Raw genomic sequence first — 22,226 nt, 5'->3', positions numbered from 1 at the left:
AACTGTCGTGGGAATTATGGCCACCGCTGTAACTATTCTCGCCAGATCTCGATGTTGACCACTTGGATATAAAATAGAATCCTATAGCGATGACATTAACTCTTCAGCATCTTTGGCCAATTGCTCGCAGCCCTCTCTGGAAAGCAGTGGATCGTCCATGCTCTTTATTCCCCGTTCCTGATATTTTTCAATCGCTCTATCGAAGGAGTTATAGAAATAATCTTTTAAGCCTGGCTTTTTCATCACCTCACCCTTCATTTTCGACGCCAAGAGCAAGTACTTATCAGACCTTTCTACGTCCTTTCTCACTTCGGCTTCGACATTGACACACAAATTCAAATGAAGGTAGGTCGAGGCATATCTATCATCAATAGCATCACCAATGCCCAAAGCTAAATAAACAAGAGCTAACATTGAATCAATCCTTGAACATTGTTTGACATCACACTTTATTTTGATAGTTTACCATCTAACCTCACCTTAGCAACAAGGATAGTGCTATGAATAATCTCAAATAAGCCACCGACAGATACGTTACAACAGATTTAAAGAACACACCCGTCCTAGCGCTAGCGGACCTGATGGGGCTGGGCTCGTATAAGAAAATCATTTCATCTTCTATAGACACTTATGCGCCTATACTTACCGGCATAGCCCTATATCGTCATCTACCTCGCTTGGAAAGGCCCTCTGTTAACAGAAGCATACTTGAACTGAAAGGAAGCCCGTTGCAATCTAGATTGATGGGGTTACTTGCTGATTTAAGTGTTCACCTTATTGGTATATGTGGAGTCTGTCTAATGACGAGCTGATGGAATTTTTTAGCTTCAACAGTAAAGTAGAATCAGCAACAGGACAGTTTAATCCACTTTCCTTTGCTGATATCAACGTTGCAAACGTCGCACTCGCCACTTACTCGGTATCCAGACTAGGCCTAGCTGGGGCGCTCAAACATTCCCTGGCGGAGACGGCTAATGCCGTTATCAAGTCGGATCTCCTTTCGGCGGTAGCAGGGAAACTTGGACTAAGCCCGGCAGCACTGGGAAGAGCCTCATTGGCAGCATTGGTAGTAATATCAGGAATCAATATCATGGCTAAGTACAGCTCTGAGCAGGCCAAAAAGGAACTCCTTGCTCGTGGCTTACTTGCCTATTCAGAGATCTAACCTTGTTTATCAGCATCCTTATTTCAGCAGCAGGTTTTTTCATTATATGGGTAGCTCTAAAAGAGCTACCCAAAAGTTATGCTGAGGGAAAATTTAGACGGTCCCCACGAAGCTGGTTTGATCGCGTTTTACTGCTCAGCATCTTTGCAACATCTTGTTCATCCACTTTGATCTACTTTTTAATAAGTCCTCCTTCAAGGTTAGAGGTAAGCCTTATTGGCTTTGCGTTCCTTGTGATATTCGATGGCATATATCGAGGTGTCACTAGGGAGAAAAAAAGCTGATGAATTTTAGATAGAAAGCCGTTTAATAATTCTGCGAACTCTCGAGCAATATCCTGCCGGCCGCAGGCCAAAGAAAAGGCCCCTTTTGGGGCCTTGGCATTCAGTGGTCATCGTCGTCGTTGAGGCCGGCGACATGCTGCTGGCCGTAGCCGAGCCCGTGGCCGTGCAGGCGGTTGGCGAGGGCGGCGCCCGTCTTGGTGAAGGAGCTGTCGGGGGTGCCCTTGAAGCAGTTCATCACGTAGGGGAAGCCCTGGCTGATGTAGTAGCCGTACTGGCCGTCCACCGTCATGCCGTTGCATTCGTCCAGGTCCCCGGCGCCGGCCACATATTCGTAGTCGTCGCGGTAGGTGCCGTCATAGCTGCCGCCCGGACCCTCGCTGCCGCCTGGCCTGGTGCCGGCCTTGAGCTGGTAGCTGGAGCGCACCGCCACTATCTGGCCGTTCTTCTCGATATAGGGGCCGAAGACGGGGAAGCCGTCGGCGGCGAAGCCGATCAGGGGCGATGGGGCGTCCCCCGCCTCGCCGTAGAGGGCCCTGGGATCGCCGTGGTAGTGGTAGGTGCCGTTGGGCTGGGCGTGGGCGTGGTGGCTGTCGGTGCCGAAGTCGGCCAGGGGGTTGTCGGGGTCGTAGCGCCAGGGGGTGGCGTCGTCGTTGCAGCCTATCTTGCCGTCCCCCACGCCCCAGCAGGCCGCCGGCAGCAGGTCGACGACGGCGCCGTTGAGCAGCATGGCGTTGGTGGTCTCCAGCGTCAGGGCCGTGGTGCTGGCGGCGAAGGCCGGGTGCCTGGGCACCGCATACTGGTCGTCCTGGGCGCTGACGTTGTTGGCGAAGGCGCGGTCGCCGTCGTCGAAGTCGTGGTTGGGGATGACGTTGGTGGCGAAGTGGCATTTGTCGGCGTCGGCGCTGATGGTCAGGCTGGCCGTGAAGTCCAGGCTGCGGTGGAAGTCCTGGACATGGGCCGTATAGCTGCCGGCATAGCTGGCGCAGTCGGCGTCCCTGCTGGTGAGTATGGCATTGGTCAGATCCACGGGGCCCGAGGCCGGGCTGCTGGCCGTGACCAGCACCTCGTCGGGGCTCGAATCCAGCTGGCCGTCGCTCACCACCAGGGTCAGCTGGTAGTCCCCGGCCAGGTCGGCCACGAAGCTGGCGCTGACGCTGCCGGCCCCGGCCAGGGTCGCGGTGCTGCCGGCCGGCTTCTGGCTCAGCTGCCAGTGGTAGCTCAGGGCGTCACCGTCCGGGTCATGGCTGGCGGCGCCGGAAAGCTGGGCCGTGGCGCCTGTGGTCAGGCTCTGGTCGCTGCCGGCATCGGCGACGGGGGCCTGGTTGGGACCGGGATCAGGGCTGGCAACGGCGCTGTCCGAGCCGCCGCCACCGCCGCAGCCGGCCAGCAGCAAAGGCAGCAGCAGGCAGGCAAGGGCCTTGTTGTCCATCTTCTTCTCCTTTTTTCCACTTTGACTGCCTCTTTATAACCAAGGGGCGGCAAAGCAACGTAAAGGCAAGGTAAAGCTATGTCTGGCCCGGCCAGTAGCGCCTTCATCTCCCTGACACCGCACCGTCAACCGAGTCAGAGGAAGCCAGCTCCACCTGGGTCAACTTCTAAAGACAAAGGGGCGGGCAACCGCCCCTTCTTTCCCCTCCCCTTGGCCGCCGCCAGCCCTTACAATGGCGCCATGCAGGACCTCAAATATCTCAGCGGCTACCCCGAACATATCCTGGCCCAGGTGCGCGATCTCATCGCCAGCGGCCGGCTGGGGGCCTATCTCGACAACAAATACCCCCACCGCCACCCAATCCAGAGTGACAAGGCCTTGTTCCAGGAGGCCAAGAGCCTCAAGGAACGGCACATGCGCAATGCCCCGCCCCTGGCGTCGGCCCGTTATGACGCCAAGCTGAGCCCGGTCAAGCACACATTGGGGCTGCACAGCTACAAGGCACAGGTGCAGGGGGCCAAGCTGAAGATGAAGAACAGCCTGACCATAGCGGCGCTGTTCCGCGAAGGGCCGCCGGAGTTCCTGCGCATGATCCTGGCCCACGAGCTGGCCCACTTCCAGGAGAAGGACCACAACAAGCGCTTCTACCAGCTGTGCTGCCACATAGAGCCCGCCTACCACCAGCTGGAGCTGGACACCCGACTCTGGCTGACGTGGCGGGAGCTGGGTGATAAGGAATAACCGGCCACAGCTGGAGCTGCCAAATAGCCGACTCTGGCTGACGTGGCGGGAGCTGGGTGACAAGGAATAACCGGCCACAGCTGGCGCTGCCAAATAGCCGGCCCTGGCTGACGTGGCGGGAGCTGGGTGACAAGGAATGACCGGCTACAGCTGGCGCTGCTAAATAGCCAGGATTGAAAAAGGCGCCCAAGGGCGCCTTTTTTTTCAGGAGCTGGCTTTGGCCAGCAGGTAGTCGATCAGGGCAAAGTAGCGCTTGGCCTGGTCCTCTTTGCCTTCGTGGGGCGCCAGCACCAGGTACTTGCCCGCCACTACAATGGTCGGCACCAGGTGCACCCCTATGGTCTCTTCGTCCTTGAGGTCCCGCTCCAGCTTGGCCATGGTGGCGTCGCTGTCCATGGCCTTGACGAAGGCCTGGCTGTCGACGCCGTGCTTGTCCAGGTAGTCCTTGATGTCGTCGAGATCCGGCAGCTTCTTGTCCGCCAGGCGCTTGGCCTTGTAGAAGTCGAGGAAGTCGTTGAACAGGCTGCCGTGGCCCGTTTCCATCAGGGCGTAGAAGACGTGGGCGTCCCAGACCCAGCGCGGCCCCCCTATGGCGGGCCTGTGGATGACGCGGGTGCCGGGATGGGCCTTTTCGAAGTCCATCATCAGGGGATTGAGGGCCTGGCAGTGGGGGCAGCCCAGCCAGAAGTACTCGATGAGAAAAGGCTGCTTACCCTTGACCACTATGGGCTCGGCCAGGGTCTTGTAATCCTTGCCTTCGCTGAAACCTTGGCTGGCCGAAAAGGCCTGGCCGCACAGGGCCAGCAGGAAGCCAGCCAGCAAGAGCTTGAGTTTCATGGTGAAATCCCTTGATGAAAAAGCCTATGCTGCCCAAAGCCGCCCCCAGGGGCAAGAGCCAGGAGACCAGGATGACAACCCAGTACCAGGGCCGCTGCCATTGCGGCGCCGTGCGCTTTTCCCTCTATTGCGCCCCCATCAGCCAGGCCCTGCAGTGCAACTGCTCCCTGTGCATCCGCCGCAACGCCATCATGTCCGAGCCCTATTTCGGCCCTGACGCCTTCCAGCTGCTGCAAGGCCAGGAGGCCCTGCACTGCTACCAATGGAACGACCTTGTGATAAGCAACTGGTTTTGCCGCCACTGCGGCATCTACGTCTTTCACGAGCTGGTGCAGAAGCCGGGGCACGTCAGGCTCAATCTCGGCTGTATCGAGGGCCTCGATCCCAGGGCCCTGGCCATCCGGCACTTCGACGGCGCCACCTTGATCTGAATTGGCGACTTGGGCCCGTTCTGGGCCCAGTTCCTTTGACAAAGGCGCAAAGCTGTATATTATTCGCGCTCCCCGCCGGGGCCCCTTCAGCAGCAGTAGGATCTTCCCTTGAGCCAGACCGCCTTCTCCACCTTGCCCCTGGGCGACGCCCTGGTGGCCAACCTCGCCAGCCTCGGCTACCACAGCATGACCCCCATCCAGGCCCAGAGCCTGCCGTTGATGCTGGCCGGCAAGGACGTCATAGCCCAGGGCAAGACCGGCTCCGGCAAGACAGCCGCCTTCGGCCTCGGCCTGCTGCACCGCCTGGAAGTGAAGAAATTCCGCATCCAGGCCCTGGTGCTCTGCCCCACCCGGGAGCTGGCCGACCAGGTGGCCACCGAGATCCGCAAGCTGGCCCGCGCCGTCCACAACATCAAGGTGTTGACGCTCTGCGGCGGCATGCCCTTCGGGCCCCAGGTCGGCTCCCTGGAACACGGCGCCCATATCATAGTGGGCACCCCGGGCCGGGTGGCGGACCACCTGGACAGGGGCACGATGCGCCTCGACCACCTCAACTGCCTGGTGCTGGACGAGGCGGACCGCATGCTCGACATGGGCTTCCAGGACGTCATCGACGGCATCATCCAGCGCGCCCCAGGTAACCGCCAGACCTTGCTGTTCTCCGCCACCTTCCCCGACCAGATCGAAGCGGTGGCCAGGCGCATCCTGGTGGACCCGGTGCGGGTGACCGTCGAAGGCGGCCACAGCCAGGCCAGCATAGCCCAGCGTTTCCATCTGGTGGCCGACGACGCCCAGCGCCGCCAGGCGGTGCAACTGCTGCTGCAACAGTACCAGCCGGAATCGGCGGTGGTGTTCTGCAACACCAAGCGCGAAACCCAGGACCTGGCCGACAGCCTGGCGGCCAAGGGCTTCAGCGCCCTGGCCTTGCACGGCGACCTGGAGCAGAAGGACCGCGACCAGACGCTGGTCAGCTTCGCCAACCGCAGCACCACAGTGCTGGTGGCCACGGACGTGGCGGCCAGGGGCCTGGACATCGACGCCCTGGACCTGGTGGTGAACTACCAGCTAGCCCATGACCCCGAAGTGCATGTGCACCGCATCGGCCGTACCGGCCGCGCCGGCAGCAAGGGCCTGGCCTGCACCTTGTTCAGCCCCAAGGACGGCCAGCGGCTGCTGGCGTTGGAGGAATACCTCCAGCTGCGGGTTGAAGAAAACCCCCTGCCGCCCCAATCCCTGCTACTCCAGGCGCCCTACCAGGCGGTGATGAGCACCTTGCAGATCGACGCCGGCAAGCGCCAGAAGCTGCGCCCCGGCGACATCCTCGGCGCCCTCACCGCCAAGGGTGGCCTGGAAGGCAACCAGGTGGGCAAGATCCAGATCGCCGAAGACTGGGCCTTCGTGGCCGTCAGCAAGGAAGCGGCGCAGCGGGCCCTCAAGCAGCTGGGCCAGGGCATCAAGGGCCGCAACTTCCGGGCCCGCTTGTTGAGGTAAGACTTTTTTAAGCAGGCTGTACCACACTTACGGCTGGCACCAATGCCGGTGCCAAAGAGCAATGGGTAAGCCTTATGAACGTCAACTCAGCAAGCTCCATCCTGGCCCAGCAGGCGGCCGTCCAGGCCAGCCAGGCCAGGGATCAGGTGGAAGGCAACAAACCGGACGGCGACGGCGACAAGGACGACGGCGTCCAAGTCAGCACCGCCAAACCCCAGGGGCCGCTGGGCAATAACATCGACACCCAGGCCTGAAAAAGAGCGGCGCTAGCGCCGCTTTTTCATGCCCGGCCGGCGCCCTCGGCTGTTGACCTGCCCTGTGGGCTGCCATTAAGGTCGGAGTCCTTCCAGGCTGATTAGGGAAAGATCGATGAAAGACAAAGTGCTACTGGCCCTGGCCGCCCTGGCGCTGGCCGGCTGCGCCGAAATGCCCGAGAGCGCCAACCAGGGCCTGGGCCCCGCCACCGACAACTGCACCCCGGTACAGCCTTCTTCCAAGCCCACCGCCAGGGGCACGGACCCGGCCGCCGTGCCCTGCCCCGAACCCAAGCTGGAGATGGTCATATATCCCCCGGAAGACGGCATAGTGCCACCCCAGCTGCCGAAGAAGAGCCAGCCATAAGAAAAGGCGCCCTGGGGCGCCTTTTTGCTGTCTGGGGTTTGGCTCAACGGTTGCCGTTGACGTCGCCGCGGTTGCCGCCCTGACGGTTGCCGCTGCGCTGGCCACCTTGGCGCTGGCCGCCACTGTTACCGCTGCGCTGGCCGCCCTGGCGCTGGCCGCTGCGGTTACCCTCGGCACTGCGGCGGTCGCCATCGCGGTTACCGTCACGCTGGCCCTGACCTTCGCCGCGGCGTTGGCCCTGACCCTGGCGGCGGCCTTCACCGCCCTGGCGTTCGCCCTGGCGCCCCTCGGTGCGGCGCTGGCCTTCGCCGCGGCCTTGGCCTTGGCCCTGGCGGCGGCCTTCGCCGTCCTGGCCGCTGTGACGGCCCTGGGAGGGGCCGTCGTGGGCAGGGGCACGCTGGCCATCCAGGTGTTGCTTGGGCTTCTTGGGTTTCTTGGGCTTGGCAGGCCTGTTGTCCGGGGTCGATTCCCCCAGGTCGTTGACCGGCTCGAAGCCCGGCTCCTGGACCCGCGGCAACTGCAGGCGGATCAGCCGCTCTATGCCGCGCAGTTCCTTGTCTTCGTCGGCGCAGACCAGGGAGATGGCCTTGCCGCTGGCTCCGGCCCGGCCGGTACGGCCGATGCGGTGCACATAGTCCTCGGCCACATGGGGCAGCTCGAAGTTCACCACCTGGGGCAGCTGGTCGATGTCGAGGCCGCGAGCGGCGATGTCGGTGGCCACCAGTACCCGGATGGCGCCGCTCTTGAAGTCGGCCAGGGCCTTGGTGCGGGCACCCTGGCTCTTGTTGCCGTGGATGGCGGCGGCGGTGATGCCGTCGTCTTCCAACTGGCGGCTCAGCTTGTTGGCGCCGTGCTTGGTCTTGGTGAACACCAGCACCTGCTGCCAGTCGTTGTCATGGATGAGCTTGCACAGCAGTGCCGGCTTGCGCTTCTTGTCCACCGGGTAGATGGCCTGCTCGACCCGTTCGGCGGTGCTGTTGGGCGGCGTCACAGAGACTTCGACAGGATCGTGGATCAGGCCCTTGGCCAGGGCGCGGATCTCGTCGCTGAAGGTGGCGCTGAACAGCAGGTTCTGGCGCTTGGGCGGCAGGACCGCCAGCACCTTCTTGATGTCGTGGATAAAGCCCATGTCCAGCATGCGGTCGGCTTCGTCCAGCACCAGCACTTCGAGCTGGCTGAAACGGACGGCGTTCTGCTGGTAGAGGTCCAGCAGGCGGCCGGGGGTGGCCACCAGCACGTCGGCGCCGCGGCGCAGGCCCATCATCTGGGGATTGATCTTGACGCCCCCGAACACCACCTGGCAGCGCAGGGGCAGGTTCTTACCGTAAGTGGTGACGCTCTCGGCCACCTGGGCCGCCAGTTCGCGGGTGGGGGTCAGCACCAGGGCCCTGACCTGATTGCCCTGGACCTTGGGGCCGCCGCTCAGGCGCTGCAGCAAAGGCAGGGTGAAGCCGGCGGTCTTGCCGGTGCCGGTCTGGGCGGCAGCCATGACGTCACGGCCTTCCAACACCGCCGGTATGGCCTGGGCCTGGATGGGAGAGGGGTGCTCATAGCCCTGTTCGGCAACGGCGTCCAGCAAAGCCTTGCTGAGGCCGAGATCGGCGAAGGTGGTGTCGGTCATGGTGGGGCCCTAATTCAGAAGAGGGCGGATAGTAGCATCAGTGCAGGGTCGCTGGGAAAGCCAATCGGCCAGTCTTGCGTCAGCCAAGAGCCCCGTGCCATCCTGGCCAGCCATCGACAAGGAGGTCAAAGATGCAACAACATCCTTCCAGCGGCCGCGCCAAGGGCGCCCTGATCATGGCCCTGTTCGGCAGCGCCTGGCTGCTGCTCGCTTGCAACCAGCTCGGGGAACTCGGCCTACCGGCCCTGGCCGCCGTCGCCGCCGTCACCCTGTTGCTGCTGGCCGGCCCCTTAAAAACCCTTCGTGCCGGTGCCAACAGGCCCATGGACGCCGACGCCCGCCGCGGCTTCCTCTGGGTCAACCTGGTGCAATGGCTGGCGCTGGTGGTAGGAGGCAACCTGCTGAGCCTCGGCGGCCACCCCCAATGGCTGGTGCCCTTCGCCCTGCTGGTGATAGGGCTGCATTTCCTGCCCCTGGCGCGGCTGCTGCGCTACAGGCCCCATTACCTGACCGGCGCCGCCCTGGTGCTGCTGGCCCTGCTGGTGCCGGTGCTGGCCGGCCCGGCCAGCCCCCTGGCTTCCCTGGGCGCCGGCCTGGTGCTCTGGCTGAGCGCCCTCGGCGCCGGTGCCAAGGCCAGCGCATGAAAAAAGGCAGCCCAGTGGCTGCCTTTTTTGAGCTTGTTTGCCCTTAGAGCACGGCCAGGGCGGCGGCGTAGTCGGGCTCGTTGGCTATTTCCGGCACCAGCTCGCTGTGCAACACCTTGTCGTGCTCGTCCAGCACCACAACGGCGCGGGCGGCCAGGCCCACCAGGGGGCCGTCGGCGATGGCCACGCCGTAGTCCTTGAGGAAGCTGCTGCCGCGCATCATCGACAGGTTGGTGACCCCTTCGATGCCTTCGGCGCCGCAGAAGCGGGCCTGGGCGAACGGCAGGTCGGCGCTGATGCAGAGCACCACAGTGTTGTTGAGGGCAGCGGCCTGCTCGTTGAACTTGCGCACCGAGGCGGCGCAGGTGGGGGTGTCGACGCTGGGGAAGATGTTGAGGATCTTGCGCTTACCGGCGAAGTCCTCAAGCCCGAGGTCGGCCAGGTTGCCGGCCACCAGGCGGAAGGCGGGGGCCTGCTGGCCCTTGGTGGGCAGTTCGCCCTCGACGGTGACGGGGTTGCCCTGGAGGCTTACTGTTGCCATCTGTACTCCTTGTGTCGGGTCCATGCCCGTGGGAAAGTCGTTGCCCGGCCCATGCCGGGTCAGCCCAGAGTCTGGCCCAGGGCGGCCCCGGGGGCAAGGCGGGAGAGAGGAGCCTATAGATGGAAATCAGCCATTTGGATCACCTGGTGCTGACGGTGGCCGACATCGACGCCAGCTGCACCTTCTACCGGCGCGTGCTGGGCTTCGAGGTGGTCACCTTCAAAGGAGACCGCAAGGCCCTGGCCTTCGGCCAACAGAAGATCAACCTCCACCAGGCCGGTCGGGAATTCGAACCCAAGGCCAAGGCCCCCACGCCGGGCTCGGCGGACCTCTGTTTCATCACCAGCACGCCCCTGGCCCAGGTGCAGGCGGAGCTGGCCGCCCTCGGCGTCGCCCTGGAAGAAGGGCCTGTGGCGCGCACCGGCGCTACTGGCCCCCTGCTGTCCCTCTACATCCGCGACCCGGACCAGAACCTCATCGAGCTAGCCAATCAGGGCTGAGCCATGGCAAAGCGCCCGTCCAGGCGCGAATAGCCCATGCCGGCGCCCTTGTGCACCTTGACCTGCACCGGGATCCGCTCCTTGAGGGCCTCGACGTGGCTGATCACGCCGATCATCTTGCCGCTGGCGTTGAGGTTGTCCAGGGCGTCCAGGGCCACCTCCAGGGTGTCGGCGTCCAGGGTGCCGAAGCCCTCGTCCAGGAACAAGGAATCGATGGCGGTCTTCTGGCTGACCAGGTCCGACAGGGCCAAGGCCAGGGCCAGACTGACCAGGAAGCTCTCGCCGCCGGACAGGGTGCGGGTGTCCCTGGCCACGTCCGCCTGCCAGCAGTCCCGCACCTCCAGTTCCAGCTCGGCTCCTTCCTTGCGGGCCAGCTGGTAACGGCCGTGCAGCCGCTGCAGTTGGCGGTTGGCCAGCAGGATCAGGTGATCCAAGGTCAGGCCCTGGGCGAAGCGGCGGAAGTTGTCGCCGCTGCGCGATCCTATCAGGCCGTTGAGGTGCTGTTGCAGGGCCAGTTCGCCCCGCCTGGCTTCCAGCTCCTGGCCCAGCTCACCCAGGGCGGCCCTGGCCTCGGCATCGGCCTTGAGGCGGGTGTCCAGGGCGCCGTCCTGGCTGGCCAGGGCGCGCAGCTGTTCGCGCAGCCCCTGTTCCCTGGCCTTGAGTTCGTCCAGGCTCGCCTCCCCTTGGCGGTCTCGGCCCAGCAGTTGAACCCTGGCCTTGAGATCCGCCGCCCGGCTCTGGGCGGCGACCAGGGCATCGTGGAGGCGCTGCTCCAGCTCGGCCAGGCGTTGCTGCTCCTCGATGGGCAGCAGGGCGTCGTGGAAGGCGGCCTCGTCCTTGAAGGGGCTGGCCTTGAGCTCTTGCTGCCACTGGCCCAGGGCCTGGCTTTGCTGCTCGGCCAGCTCTGCTGAGCGCTGGCGGCGCGCCTTGAGTTCGGCCCTCCCTTCCTTGAGGGCGTCGCCGGCCTCGCTGAAGCGCCGCTCCAGTTCCTCCAACGCCAACCCGGGCACTTCCTGCTGCCAGGGGGCCAGTTCCCCCAGGCGCTGGCGCCACAGCTCACGCTGCTGCTGCCAGCGCTCCAGGTGGTGGCCGCCCAACTCCAACGCCTTGTCCAGCTCCGCCAGCCGCTGCTGGGCGCCCTGGTGGGCCTGAATACGGGCCTGGCACTGGGCTTGCCAGTCCTCGCCTGCCTGCAAACCAAAGGCGGCCAGGGCGTCATTGAAGTGCTGCTCGGCGGCCACCAGCTGTTCGGCCAGTTGGCCCTGGCGCTCACCGGCCTCGGCCAATTGGCGCCGCTGCTCGGCCAGCTGCTGCTGGCCGAAGGCGGCCTTGTCCCTGGCCTTCTCGGCGTCGAAGTGGGCCCGCTGCCAATCCTGTTGTTGCTGGTCACGGGCCTTGGCGGCCGCCTCTATGGCGGCCATGGTCTCTTCCAAGCGGCCCAGCTCCGCCAGCAAGGCCTGGTAGCTTTTGCCGGCCAGTTGCTGGCCGCGCTCGGCCATGGCCGCCGCCAGCTGCTGCTGCTCCTGGCGGTATTGGCCAAGCAGCTTGCCGTATTCCTCGATGCGTACCCCCAGGCTGGTGCCCTGGGACTCGATGGCGGCCAGCTCCTCGGTCAGCCGCGCCAGGGCCTCCTCGGTGCCGCTGCTGTCCAGGGACTCATAGTCCCTGATGCCGGGATGCTCGGCGGCGCCGCACAAGGGGCAGGGCTCGCCGGGCTTGAGGCGGCTGCGGTAGTGGGCCAGCTCAAAGATGGTCTTTTCCTGGGCCAGCAGCCTTTCCTTGTCCTTTTGCTGCTCGCGCAGCAGCTTGAAGCGCTCCCGCAGGGCCAGGCGCTGTTGTTCGAGCTCCCGGATGGCCTGCTCCGTCTGGCCCTGGGTGGCGGCCAGCTCTCCCTGGCGGTCTTCGGCCTGCTGCTGGGCCTGGGCCAGGGGCAGCAGCTTCTGCTGCCCCTGCCAATGACTGCGCCAGTCGTCGAGGCTGTGGCCGTCCAGCAAGGCGCCGAGTTGTTGCTCGGCCTGCTGGAGGCGCTGCTCGGCCTGGCGGGCCTCGCCCTGGGCCAGATTGGCCTGCTGCTCCAGCCTGGCCAGGCCCTGCTGGGCCTCGGTAAGACTGTCCAGCAGGCGCTGGCGGCGCGCCTCTTCCTGCTGGCCGCTGCGGCGCTCGGCCTCCAATTGGCGCTGCCACTGCTGCCAACCGCTGAGCTGGGCCGCCAGCTCGCCGTCCTGCTGGTGCTGGGCCAGCCACTGCTGGCGCTCAGTCCTTTCGCCCTGCTGGCGCTGAAGTTCGGCCCGGAGCTGCTGGTGTTGGGTCCTGGCCAGGGCCTCCCCCTGGCGGGCCGCCTCTCCCTGGCGGGCCTCGAGTTCGGCCAGGCGCGTGGCCAGCACCGTCTCGGCCTGGTGGTTGGTGGCCAGTTCCTCCCCCAGCTGCTGCCAGCGGCGGTAGAGGGGGCGCAACGCTTCGGCGGGCTTGGCGGCCTTGAGCCTCTTCAACTGGGGCTCGGCCTGTTGCCAGTGCTGGCTGGCTTCGGCCAGCTGGGCCTCTGCGGCCTTGAGTTCCTGGCCGGCCGCGTCCAGCTGCCGGCGCCAGTCGAGCTGGGTGGCGACCTTGAGCAACTGGTCGTTGAGGGTCTTTTCCTCGGCGCGCAGCGCCTCCAGCTGCGTGGCCAGATCCGCCCGCTCCTCGTCCGGCAGCACCGCTATCTGACCGGCCTTGGCCTCCAGCACCTTGACGACCTGCTCCAGGTTGCGGGTGTCTTCGAAGACCCTTTGGGAGATCTGGCCGTAGATCTCGGTGCCGGTCAGCTCTTCGAGCAGTTCGGCGCGCTTGTTGGCGTCGGCGTTGAGGAAGGCGGCGAAGCCCCCCTGGGCCAGCAGCATGGACATGGTGAAGCGGCCGAAGTCGAGGCCGGTCAGCTCCTCGGTGAGCCTGAGCTTGTCGTTGATCTTGTCGGTGAGGATCTCACCGTCCAGCCGCGCCAGCTCCACCCTGGGAGGCTGGAGCTTGCCGTCGGCCTTGTCGCGGGCCCGGCGCTGCTGCCAGAAGGCGCGGTAGCCCTGGCCCTTGACCTCGAATTCCACCTCGGCCAGGGCCTCGCTGGTGTGGCGGGTCATGAGTTCGTTGCTGGACTGGGACACCGTCTTCATGCGCGGCGTCTCGTGGTAGAGGGCCAGGCAGATGGCGTCCAGCAGCGTGGTCTTGCCGGCCCCGGTGGCACCTGTGATGGCGAAGAGGCCGTTGTCCCTGAAGGGGGGCTGGCGAAAATCGATATGCCACTCCCCCTTGAGGGAGTTGAGGTTCTTGAGGCGCAGGCTGAGGATCTTCATTGCCCTTCCTCCAGGCTGGCCAGGGTCTGGCGGTAGAGGCCGGTGAGGCTGTCGGCCAGGGCCGGTTCCAGTTCCTCGCAGGCCAGGCGCCGGGCGAAGACGTCCAGGGGGTCCAGCTCGTCCAGGGTTTCGCCGGCCTCCCGGCCCAGGGCGGCACCCTGGTTGCTGCGCACCCGGCGCAGCCGCAGCAGTTCCACCGGCAGCCCTTCCAGCTGCTCGGCCACCCTGGCCTGCAGATCGGCGAGGTGCTCTTCCCCTTCCAGCTGCACTTCCAGCCAGAGGCTGTCGATACCTTCGCAGAGGGCCGCCACCTGGGCCCGCAGCTCCTCCAGGCGGCCCCGCACGCTGGCCAGGGCCTGGAAGCTCGGCACGGGCAGGGAGCTCACCTGGCACTGGCCGGGGGCCAGCTCCACCAGCAGCACTTCTTTTTGCTGGCGGGCCTCGTCGAAGCTCAGGGGGATGGGGGAGCCGCTGTAGCGGACATGGTCCTGGCCGCCGACCTTCTGGGGCCTGTGGATATGGCCGAGGGCGATGTAGTCCGCCGGCGGGAAGCCGTTGCTGGGATAGGCCTCCAGGCTGCCCACGTAGATCTCGCGCACCGACTCGGAGGCGCTGGCCCCGACAGTGGTGAGGTGGCCGGTCATGACGATGGGCAACTCCAAACCCAGCTCGGCCCGGCGGGCCAGGGCCCGCTGGTAGAGATGCTGGTAATGGTCCTGGATGGCCTGCTGCAGGCCGCGCTGCTTGTCTTCCTGGCTCTGGCCGGCCTCGCTTTGCAGCAAGTCCCGGGCCCGCAGGAAGGGAATGGCGCAGAGGATGGCCCCCGGCTGGCCCTGGCCGTCTTTGAGCACCAGCAGCTGGTCGTCCCCCGGGCTTGCCACCACCAGGGTGTCCAGGGCCCCCAGCAGCGCTTTGGACTCCTCCAGCATGGCCACAGAATCGTGGTTGCCGGCCAACACCACCAGCTGAACGCCGGCGCCCTTCAGGGCCAGCACCAGACGGTTGTAAAGCTCCCTGGCGTAGCTGGGCGGGGTGCCGGTATCGAAGATGTCGCCGGCCAGCAGCACGGCGTCCACCTGCTGGGCCTGGGCCTCGGCCAGCAGCCAGTCGATCAGGGCCTGGTGTTCGGCCTGGCGGGTCTTGCCCATGAAGTGCTGGCCCAGGTGCCAGTCGGAGCTGTGGAGGATGCGCATGAGAATCGGGGCTGTGCGGTTTGAGGCTACTTTACTTGGCTTTGGCCGGGCTTGCAGCCCTTGAGCACCGAGGCCCCGAGGCGCCGCCGGGCCATCAATAAGCCATTGGTTTTCATAAAGTTGTGACCGATGTCAGCCTTGCCGGCCTGAATAATTCATTAGAAACCAAATAAAAAATTAGAGTCTTAGCTTGAATTTACGTCAACGAACGGCTGAAATAGATAGGGCACTAACAAACTAAGGAGCCTTGTTTTGTACCACTTCCAAGTACGCAACATCCTTGGCGATCATTGCGTCTCACGGATCCAGCAGGCGGTATTGACCCGCGACGCCGAAGCTTTGCTGCGCGTCGACCGCGATCACAACCAGATCACCATCATCAGTGACCAGAGTCGCCAGGCCTTCAGCCAGGTGCTCGAAGACAGCGGTTACCCCGCACTCAACTGAAGTGAGAGCTATGGTTAGTCTTCTGGCAAATCGTTAGAAGCCTGACAATAGCTGTTACGGCCGCCCCTGGGGCGGCTTTTTTGTGGCCGCCGAAACCCCTTGCCAAGGTGGCCTAAAAGGCGACAATGCCTGTTAGTAGTTTGTGATGAAAAAGAAGAATAAAAGATGGTATCCCTGTCCCCCGCCGATCTGTCCCTGCTGCTGGTAGAGCCCTCCGAGACCCAGAGAAGGGTGATACTGCGCCACCTCAATGACGAAGGCATAGCCCAGGTGGACGGGGCCGACGGCGTCCAGAGCGCCCTGGATTACCTGCGCAGCCGCCGCCCCGACCTGGTGCTGAGCGCCCTGCATTTCACCGACGGCACCGCCCTGGAACTGGTCCAGGCCCTGCGCGGCGACCCTCTCCTCAAGGACACCCCCTTCGTGCTGGTGTCCAGCGAGCGCCGCCCCACAGAGCTGGAGGCCTTCAAGCAGTCCGGGGTGGCCGCCATCTTGCCCAAGCCTTTTTCCCGCGATCAGCTGGGCCTGGCCATCAATGCCACCCTGGATCTGCTCTCTCCCCAGGAACTGGAGCTGAGCCATTTCGACGCCCGCGCCCTGCGGGTGCTGGTGGTGGACGACAGCCGCATGGCCAGGCGTCACATAGTGCGGGTGCTGGAAAACCTCGGCATCACCCAGCTCACAGAGGCGGCCGACGGCGACCAGGCCATAGCCCTGCTGCAGGAGCAGATGTTCGACCTGGTGGTCACCGACTACAACATGCCCAACATCAACGGCCGGGAGCTGACCGAGTACATCCGCCAGCACTCGGTGCAGTCCCATATCCCCGTGCTGATGGTGACCAGCGAGGCCAGCGGCGCCCACCTGGCCAACATCGCCCAGTCGGGTGTGGATGCCATCTGTGACAAGCCCTTCGAGCCCGCCGAAGTCAGGGCCATGCTCTACCGGCTGCTGGAGCAATAAGGCCAGGGCCAATATCGCACCTAAACCCGGCGTCGACGCCATCTGCGACAAGCCCTTCGAGCCCGCCGAAGTCAGGGCCATGCTCTACCGGCTGCTGGAGCAATAAGGCCGGGGCCAATATCGCACCTAAACCCGGCGTCGACGCCATCTGCGACAAGCCCTTCGAGCCCGCCGAAGTCAGGGCCATGCTCTACCGGCTGCTGGAGCAATAAGGCCGGGGCCAAGAGCACCCAACAAAAAGCCCGCCATTTGGCGGGCTTTTCGCTGCTTAGCGGCGGTGCCGCTGCTCCGCTTCCTGCCAGAGCCTGTCCTGGCGATCGAGGATGCGGTCGTCCTGGTCACGCCGGGCATCCTCGGCGGCCCTGATGCGCTGGTAGCCGGCCTTGAGGCGGTCGCAGTCGGCGGCTTCCGGCAGCGCCAGGACCTTGCGGCGCAGCCGCTTTACCATCTCGATGACGTTCTGGCGGTGGCTGAGTTCATGGCGCAGTATGTGGTCGCTGTAGAGGTGCCAGCGGTTTTTCAGGGCCTGGGGGGGGTTGTCCCAGAGCGGCAGGGTGATCACCAGTTTCAGCTTGACCTCCATGCCCACCAGGCGGCAATGGTCTGTGCCATAGGCGAAGTTGAGCCGGTAGTGGGCGTCCCAATGGGTCTGGGCCCAGGCGTGTTCACCCTTGCCGGGGCGGCGCAGCAAGGCGGCCCGCAACTGGGCCCAGCTGTTGGCCTGGATGTGGTAGTAGTCGCGGCTTTCAATGAACTGCACGGCCGGATCGGCAAAGGGGGAGTCGGCCCGCAGCGGCAGGCAGAGCAACAGGAACGGCAGGGCGAGCAGGAGCTTGGCCATAAGCCAAAGATAGCCTCGAAAATGGGCCGCAAAAGCGGCCCTCGAGTGCATTAAGGCAAAGGGTGTCAGCGCCCCAGGTGGCGGGCGTGGAAGCGCAGCTGTTCTTCCATGAAGCTGGCCACGAAGAAGTAGGAGTGGTCGTAACCGGCGTGGCGGCTGAGCTCCAGGGCAGAACCGCTTTGCAGGGCCGCCCGCTCCAGGGTTTCCGGCTTGAGCTGCTCGGCCAGGAAGTTGTCGGCCAGGCCGATGTCGACCCGGATCGGCCAGGGGGCGGTGCGGCCCGCCAGCAGCAGGCTGGCGTCATGGTTGCGCCAGGCCTCTGGCTCCTCCCCCAGGTAGGCGCCCAGGGCCTTCTGGCCCCAGGGGCAGTCGCTGGGGTGGGCTATGGGGGAGAAGGCCGACACCGACTGGTAGAGCTCGGGGTAGCGCAGGGCCAGCACCAGGGCGCCGTGGCCGCCCATGGAATGGCCGAAGATGCCGCGCTGTTCGCCGAGGCCAAGGCCGACCACCAGCTCGGGCAGTTCCCGCACCACGTAGTCTTCCATGTGGTAATGGCTGGCCCAGGGAGCCTGGGTGGCGTTGACGTAGAAGCCGGCGCCCTGGCCCAGGTCATAGCCCTCGTCGTCTGCCACCCCCATGCCGCGGGGGCTGGTGTCCGGTGCCACCAGGGCCAGGCCAAGCTCGGCGGCGATACGCTGAGCCCCCGCCTTCTGCACGAAGTTTTCGTCGGTGCAGGTCAGCCCCGACAGCCAGTAGAGCACAGGGGTATCCCTGCCGGCGTCCGGGGGCAGGAACACCGAGAAGTGCATGGTGCAGCCCAGCACCTGGGAGTGGTGCCTGTAGCGGCGCTGCTCGCCGCCGAAGCAGAGATGGTTTTCAACCAGTTCCATGGGCCTGCCCTCAATAGATGATCACCGAGCGGATGCTCTTGCCTTCGTGCATCAGGTCGAAGGCCTCGTTGATGTCCTCGAGACCCATGGTGTGGGTGACGAAGTCGTCCATGGGGATCTCGCCCTTGAGGTAGCGCTCGACGTAGCCCGGCAGCTGACTGCGGCCCTTGACGCCACCGAAGGCGCTGCCCCGCCAGACCCGGCCCGTGACCAGTTGGAAGGGTCTGGTGCGGATCTCCTGGCCGGCGCCGGCCACACCGATGATCACCGACTCGCCCCAGCCCTTATGGCAGCACTCCAGGGCGCTGCGCATAACGTCGACGTTGCCGATGCACTCGAAGGAGTAATCGACGCCGCCGTCGGTGAGATCCACTATCACCTGTTGGATGGGGTCGGCATAGTCCTTGGGGTTGATGCAGTCGGTGGCGCCCAATTTCTTGGCCATCTCGAACTTGGACTCGTTGATGTCGATGCCGATGATGCGCCCGGCACCGGCCATCTTGGCGCCGATGATGGCGCTAAGGCCGATGCCGCCGAGGCCGAAGATGGCGACGGTGCTGCCCGGCTCCACCTTGGCGGTGTTCATCACGGCGCCTATGCCGGTGGTGACGCCACAGCCCAGCAGGCAGACCTTGTCGAGCGGCGCCTCCTTGCTGATCACCGCCACTGCGATTTCCGGCAGCACTGTGTATTCGCTGAAGGTGGAGGTGCCCATGTAGTGGAACAGCGGCTTGCCGTCCAGGCTGAAGCGGCTGGTGCCGTCCGGCATCAGGCCTTGGCCCTGGGTGGCACGGATGGCCTGGCAGAGGTTGGTCTTGCCGGACAGGCAGAATTTGCACTTGCCGCATTCGGGGGTGTAGAGCGGAATGACGTGATCCCCCACCTTCACCGAGGTCACCCCAGGGCCCACGGCCTCCACTACCCCTGCCCCTTCATGGCCGAGGATGGCCGGGAACAGGCCTTCGGGATCGGCGCCGGAAAGGGTATAAGCGTCGGTGTGGCAGACCCCGGTCGCCACCAGCCGTACCAGCACTTCCCCTTCTTTGGGCGGCGCCACGTCCACCAGGGCTATCTCCAGGGGTTTGCCGGCGGCCACGGCCACCGCTGCACGGGACTTGATCATCTCCATCTCCTTACTGATTTTTCAGCCATTGTATTGTGGCCGAAGCCGGGGATAATCACTCAATATGCAAAACAGCTTTTCATAAAGGTAAAGATGAGCCGCTTCGACGGTATGGAGGCCCTGGTGGCCGTGGTGGAGCAGCGCAGCCTGTCTGGGGCCGCCCTGGCGCTTGGGGTGTCGGTGGCCCATGTCAGCCGCCAGCTCAAGGCCCTGGAACAGCGCCTGGGCAGCCAGCTCATCAAGCGCAGCACCCGCCAGCTCAACGTCACCGACTCCGGCGAGCTCTATTACCGCCACGCCCGGGCCCTGCTGGACGGCCTGGCCCAGGCCGAAGACGCCGTGGCCACCCTCGAAGGGCGCCTACAGGGCCGGCTGCGGGTGACGGCGGCCACCGCCTTCGGCGAACGCTACGTGGCCCCGGCCCTGATGGACTTCCTGGCCCTGCACCCGGCCCTGAAGGTGGACCTCATCCTCAGCAACGCCAACCTGGACCTGGTGGCGGACGGCATCGATCTGGCCATCCGTCTCGGCCGCCTGGAGGATTCCAGCCTCATCGCCCGCAAGCTGGCCCCCCGGCGCCTCTACATCTGCGCCTCGCCGGCCTACCTGCAAAGGGCAGGGGTGCCGGCCAGCCTCAACGACCTCAAGGAACACAGCTGCCTGCTGGGCACCCAGGACCATTGGCTGGGCAAGGGCGGTCCTATCAGGCCAGACGCCAGGCTGAGGATGAACTCGGGGGAACTGCTGCTCAAGGCGGCCCTGGACGGCCTGGGGCTGGTGCAGTTGCCGGACTACTACGTGCTGGAGCACCTGCAAAGCGGCGCCCTGGTTGAGGTGCTGGCCGAGCTGCGGCCCCCAGACAGCGCCGTCTGGGCCCTCTACCCTGCCCGCCTGCAACAGGCCCCCAGGGTGGCCAGGCTGGTGGAACATCTCCAGGCCCACCTGGACCAGCACCTGCCCCGCTAGGCGGGATTCTTGCGGTGGTGGCGCACGTAGGAGCGCAGCAGCAAGGTCTCGCAGGCCACCAGCACCCCCAGGTTGAGGTGGAAGAGGCTGTTGGCCTGATCTTGTGGCAGGGCCGGCAACAGCGGCAGCAGGGTCATGAACCCCAGGGACAGCACCGTCAGGTAGAAGGGGCCCATGTTGGGGTAGTTCAGCATCTGCTTGCCCACCAACGCCATCAGCAGCACCGACACCGACTCGGTGAGCAGCGGCAGGCCCAGGGCCAGGTTGATAAGGCCGGCCCCGCCCAGCACCAGGATCAGGTAGCGCATGTCCTGCTTTCGGGCATTGAACTGCCAGGCCAGCAGCGCCACCAGCAGCACCATGGCCAGGCGCTTGGCCAGGAACAGCATGTCACCGTAATAAGGCACCAGGCTGTCGTAGCCGGAGAAGCAGAGCAGGCCGAAACAGGCGGTCAGCACCAGCAGCAGCAAGGTCAGCAGGAACAACTGGCGCACCCCCCTGCGCAGCGGCTGGCGGTAGAGCGCCAGTATGCACAGCAGCAGTATGGCGACCAACAGCAGTTCGGACAGCAAGGAGTAGAGTTTCATCCGGCGCGGGGCTTCTTATCAGCCAGTCCAAGGCTCTTGCCCTCAGTGTAGGCAAAAGCGGCCGCCTTGCCGCCGGGCCACGAAACACTTGAGCCGAGCCGGCCAGTTACCGACAATGGCCCCATCATAACCATGACAAGTTCGTAGTAGATGCGCTTCAAATACCTGCTCCTGTTGCTGGCCCTGGCCAGCAACGCCAGCTGGGCCGTGGACAGCTTCCGCCAGGCCAAGGTGCTGGCGGCCAAACTGTACCAAGAACACCCCAACACCTTCTATTGCGGCTGCGCCATCGACTGGCACGGCAAGAAAGGGGTACCGGACCTCAAGAGTTGCGGCTACCAGGTGCGCAAACAGCAACGCCGCGCCAACCGCATCGAATGGGAACACATAATGCCGGCCTGGGAATTCGGCCACCAACTGCAATGCTGGCAGAAGGGCGGCCGCAAGCAATGCACCAAGGACAAGACCTTCGAGCGCATGGAAGGGGATCTGCACAACCTGGCCCCGGCCATAGGGGAAGTGAACGGCGACAGGTCCAACTTCCGTTACTCGGCCCTCACCGACAAGCCGCACCAGTACGGCCAGTGCGCCATGGTGGTGGACTTCAAGGCCAACCGCGCCATGCCCCCGGAACGGGCCCGCGGCACCATAGCCCGCACCTATTTCTACATGGAGAAGCAATACGGTATCCGCATCTCCCGCCAGCAACGCCAGTTGTTCACCGCCTGGGACAGGCTCTACCCTGTTACCAGTTGGGAATGTCAGCGTAACGACAAGATCAAGGGCCTGCAGGGCAACGACAACCCCTTTGTGACCCAGGCCTGCCTCAAGCTGGCCCGGAAGGAGCATTGATGCGAAACCCCAGGATTTTCGAACCCCAGCCCCTGACCAAGGGCCAGGAACTCAACCTGAGCGAAGACGGCGCCAACCACGTGGGCCGGGTGCTGCGCATGCAGCCCGGCCAGACCCTGCGCCTCTTCAACGGTGACGGCCACGACTATGACGCCGAGATCCTCGAGGCCGGCAAGAAGCAGGTCAGAGTCGGCATCACAGCCGCCAACACCCTCGGCAACGAGTCGCCCCTGGCCATCCACCTCGGCCAGGTGATCTCCCGCGGCGAGCGCATGGAATTCGTGATCCAGAAGGCGGTGGAGCTGGGGGTCACTGAAATCACCCCGCTCTTCTCCGAGCGCTGCGGCGTCAAGCTCCAGGGGGAACGGCTGGACAAGAAGGTGGGCCAATGGCAGAAGATCGCCATCAGCGCCTGCGAACAATGCGGCCGCGCCTTGGTGCCCAAGGTCAACGAGGTGGCCCTGCTGGCCGACTGGGTGCAGTTGCCTTTTGCCGGCCACAGCCTGACCCTGAGCCCCTACGCCGACGGCGGCATCAGCAGCCTGGCCAAGGTGGATGCCGCCCGCCTGCTGATCGGCCCCGAAGGGGGCTTTACCGACGACGAAGTGAAGCTTGCCAGCCAGGCAGGCTTCAAGGATGTACTCTTGGGCCCCAGGGTGCTGCGCACCGAAACCGCCGCCCTGGCCGCCATTACCGCCCTGCAGCTGAGCCTGGGCGATCTCGGATAAGGAGAGAG

The 22,226-nt window shown here is 64.6% G+C and carries 25 protein-coding genes; 13 read left to right on the top strand and 12 right to left on the bottom strand.

Annotated elements, in window-relative coordinates; all coding sequences use genetic code 11:
• Positions 1–81 precede the first annotated feature (81 nt).
• The gene (locus PVT67_RS02880) at positions 82–414 is read right to left on the bottom strand and encodes a hypothetical protein (protein WP_301497619.1); all 333 of its coding nucleotides are present in this window, start codon (positions 412–414) and stop codon (positions 82–84) included.
• Positions 415–811: 397 nt separating this feature from the next.
• Here PVT67_RS02880 and PVT67_RS02875 point away from each other — a divergent pair, with 397 nt between their 5' ends.
• Positions 812–1,165, top strand: coding sequence for a hypothetical protein (locus PVT67_RS02875; RefSeq protein ID WP_301497618.1), 354 nt, complete (start codon positions 812–814; stop codon positions 1,163–1,165).
• Between the two features lie 384 nt (positions 1,166–1,549).
• Here PVT67_RS02875 and PVT67_RS02870 read toward each other — a convergent pair whose 3' ends face one another.
• Entirely contained in the window at positions 1,550–2,878 is a 1,329-nt protein-coding gene (locus PVT67_RS02870; RefSeq protein ID WP_301497616.1) for a YHYH protein, read from the bottom strand.
• A 240-nt stretch (positions 2,879–3,118) separates the two neighbouring features.
• Between PVT67_RS02870 and PVT67_RS02865 the strand changes: the two genes are divergently transcribed.
• A complete protein-coding gene (locus tag PVT67_RS02865) occupies positions 3,119–3,619 on the top strand; it encodes a YgjP-like metallopeptidase domain-containing protein (protein WP_301497613.1) in 501 nt (166 codons plus the stop codon).
• A gap of 204 nt (positions 3,620–3,823) precedes the next feature.
• On the opposite strand, the gene PVT67_RS02860 is transcribed toward PVT67_RS02865, so the two are convergent.
• The gene (locus PVT67_RS02860; protein WP_301497611.1) at positions 3,824–4,456 is read right to left on the bottom strand and encodes a thioredoxin domain-containing protein; all 633 of its coding nucleotides are present in this window, start codon (positions 4,454–4,456) and stop codon (positions 3,824–3,826) included.
• 14 nt (positions 4,457–4,470) lie between these two features.
• On the opposite strand from PVT67_RS02860, the gene PVT67_RS02855 reads away from it, so the two are divergent.
• The 4 genes from PVT67_RS02855 to PVT67_RS02840 all read left to right on the top strand — a co-directional run bounded on the left by PVT67_RS02855 (position 4,471) and on the right by PVT67_RS02840 (position 6,999).
• Complete coding sequence (locus PVT67_RS02855; protein WP_301497609.1) at positions 4,471–4,887, top strand: GFA family protein; 417 nt, start codon at positions 4,471–4,473, stop codon at positions 4,885–4,887.
• Between the two features lie 108 nt (positions 4,888–4,995).
• Complete coding sequence (dbpA, locus tag PVT67_RS02850; RefSeq protein ID WP_301497607.1) at positions 4,996–6,378, top strand: ATP-dependent RNA helicase DbpA; 1,383 nt, start codon at positions 4,996–4,998, stop codon at positions 6,376–6,378.
• Between the two features lie 74 nt (positions 6,379–6,452).
• Positions 6,453–6,632, top strand: coding sequence for a hypothetical protein (locus tag PVT67_RS02845; protein ID WP_301497605.1), 180 nt, complete (start codon positions 6,453–6,455; stop codon positions 6,630–6,632).
• 115 nt (positions 6,633–6,747) lie between these two features.
• Positions 6,748–6,999 (top strand): hypothetical protein, encoded by a 252-nt coding sequence (locus PVT67_RS02840; protein ID WP_301497602.1) that lies wholly within the window; start codon positions 6,748–6,750, stop codon positions 6,997–6,999.
• 43 nt (positions 7,000–7,042) lie between these two features.
• Here the strand turns inward: PVT67_RS02840 and PVT67_RS02835 are convergent, their stop codons facing one another.
• Positions 7,043–8,620, bottom strand: a complete 1,578-nt coding sequence (locus PVT67_RS02835) for a DEAD/DEAH box helicase (RefSeq protein WP_301497600.1) — start codon at positions 8,618–8,620, stop codon at positions 7,043–7,045.
• A 131-nt stretch (positions 8,621–8,751) separates the two neighbouring features.
• Between PVT67_RS02835 and PVT67_RS02830 the strand changes: the two genes are divergently transcribed.
• Entirely contained in the window at positions 8,752–9,264 is a 513-nt protein-coding gene (locus PVT67_RS02830; protein WP_301497598.1) for a hypothetical protein, read from the top strand.
• A gap of 43 nt (positions 9,265–9,307) precedes the next feature.
• Here the strand turns inward: PVT67_RS02830 and tpx are convergent, their stop codons facing one another.
• The gene (gene tpx, locus PVT67_RS02825) at positions 9,308–9,805 is read right to left on the bottom strand and encodes a thiol peroxidase (RefSeq protein ID WP_301497596.1); all 498 of its coding nucleotides are present in this window, start codon (positions 9,803–9,805) and stop codon (positions 9,308–9,310) included.
• Positions 9,806–9,924: 119 nt separating this feature from the next.
• Between tpx and PVT67_RS02820 the strand changes: the two genes are divergently transcribed.
• Positions 9,925–10,305, top strand: coding sequence for a VOC family protein (locus PVT67_RS02820; RefSeq protein WP_301497594.1), 381 nt, complete (start codon positions 9,925–9,927; stop codon positions 10,303–10,305).
• Here PVT67_RS02820 and sbcC read toward each other — a convergent pair.
• Positions 10,296–13,628 carry an exonuclease subunit SbcC gene (gene sbcC, locus PVT67_RS02815; RefSeq protein ID WP_301497592.1) on the bottom strand — a complete coding sequence of 1,111 codons (3,333 nt, stop codon included), beginning with the start codon at positions 13,626–13,628 and terminating at the stop codon, positions 10,296–10,298. The two genes, PVT67_RS02820 and sbcC, sit on opposite strands and share 10 nt — an antisense overlap.
• Entirely contained in the window at positions 13,625–14,821 is a 1,197-nt protein-coding gene (gene sbcD, locus PVT67_RS02810) for an exonuclease subunit SbcD (protein ID WP_301497590.1), read from the bottom strand. Before sbcD ends, sbcC begins: the two co-directional genes overlap by 4 nt.
• 252 nt (positions 14,822–15,073) lie before the next feature.
• On the opposite strand from sbcD, the gene PVT67_RS02805 reads away from it, so the two are divergent.
• Positions 15,074–15,268, top strand: a complete 195-nt coding sequence (locus PVT67_RS02805; protein WP_301497588.1) for a heavy-metal-associated domain-containing protein — start codon at positions 15,074–15,076, stop codon at positions 15,266–15,268.
• A gap of 165 nt (positions 15,269–15,433) precedes the next feature.
• Entirely contained in the window at positions 15,434–16,231 is a 798-nt protein-coding gene (locus PVT67_RS02800) for a response regulator (protein WP_301497586.1), read from the top strand.
• 268 nt (positions 16,232–16,499) lie between these two features.
• On the opposite strand, the gene PVT67_RS02785 is transcribed toward PVT67_RS02800, so the two are convergent.
• The 3 genes from PVT67_RS02785 to PVT67_RS02775 all read right to left on the bottom strand — a co-directional run bounded on the left by PVT67_RS02785 (position 16,500) and on the right by PVT67_RS02775 (position 19,091).
• Complete coding sequence (locus PVT67_RS02785) at positions 16,500–17,072, bottom strand: DUF922 domain-containing protein (RefSeq protein ID WP_301497584.1); 573 nt, start codon at positions 17,070–17,072, stop codon at positions 16,500–16,502.
• A gap of 65 nt (positions 17,073–17,137) precedes the next feature.
• Positions 17,138–17,962: an S-formylglutathione hydrolase gene (gene fghA / locus PVT67_RS02780; RefSeq protein ID WP_301497582.1), complete on the bottom strand. Its 825-nt coding sequence runs from the start codon at positions 17,960–17,962 to the stop codon at positions 17,138–17,140.
• A 10-nt stretch (positions 17,963–17,972) separates the two neighbouring features.
• Positions 17,973–19,091, bottom strand: a complete 1,119-nt coding sequence (locus PVT67_RS02775) for an S-(hydroxymethyl)glutathione dehydrogenase/class III alcohol dehydrogenase (RefSeq protein WP_301497580.1) — start codon at positions 19,089–19,091, stop codon at positions 17,973–17,975.
• Between the two features lie 87 nt (positions 19,092–19,178).
• Between PVT67_RS02775 and PVT67_RS02770 the strand changes: the two genes are divergently transcribed.
• Positions 19,179–20,051 carry a LysR substrate-binding domain-containing protein gene (locus PVT67_RS02770; RefSeq protein ID WP_301497578.1) on the top strand — a complete coding sequence of 291 codons (873 nt, stop codon included), beginning with the start codon at positions 19,179–19,181 and terminating at the stop codon, positions 20,049–20,051.
• On the opposite strand, the gene PVT67_RS02765 is transcribed toward PVT67_RS02770, so the two are convergent.
• Both PVT67_RS02765 and PVT67_RS02760 read right to left on the bottom strand, forming a co-directional pair.
• Positions 20,048–20,638, bottom strand: coding sequence for a hypothetical protein (locus PVT67_RS02765; protein ID WP_301497576.1), 591 nt, complete (start codon positions 20,636–20,638; stop codon positions 20,048–20,050). The genes PVT67_RS02770 and PVT67_RS02765 overlap by 4 nt on opposite strands.
• Positions 20,635–20,799, bottom strand: a complete 165-nt coding sequence (locus PVT67_RS02760; protein ID WP_301497574.1) for a hypothetical protein — start codon at positions 20,797–20,799, stop codon at positions 20,635–20,637. Before PVT67_RS02760 ends, PVT67_RS02765 begins: the two co-directional genes overlap by 4 nt.
• On the opposite strand from PVT67_RS02760, the gene PVT67_RS02755 reads away from it, so the two are divergent.
• Complete coding sequence (locus PVT67_RS02755; RefSeq protein WP_301497572.1) at positions 20,789–21,490, top strand: endonuclease; 702 nt, start codon at positions 20,789–20,791, stop codon at positions 21,488–21,490. The genes PVT67_RS02760 and PVT67_RS02755 overlap by 11 nt on opposite strands.
• Complete coding sequence (rsmE, locus tag PVT67_RS02750; protein ID WP_301497570.1) at positions 21,490–22,218, top strand: 16S rRNA (uracil(1498)-N(3))-methyltransferase; 729 nt, start codon at positions 21,490–21,492, stop codon at positions 22,216–22,218. The genes PVT67_RS02755 and rsmE overlap by 1 nt, the downstream gene beginning before the upstream one ends.
• The last annotated feature ends 8 nt before the right edge of the window (positions 22,219–22,226 follow it).

It is taken from the genome of Gallaecimonas kandeliae (genome assembly GCF_030450055.1).
In the GTDB taxonomy this organism is placed as follows: domain Bacteria; phylum Pseudomonadota; class Gammaproteobacteria; order Enterobacterales; family Gallaecimonadaceae; genus Gallaecimonas; species Gallaecimonas kandeliae.
The sequence above is the reverse complement of the archived record's forward strand: the minus strand, read 5'-3'. Positions and strand labels throughout refer to the sequence as shown.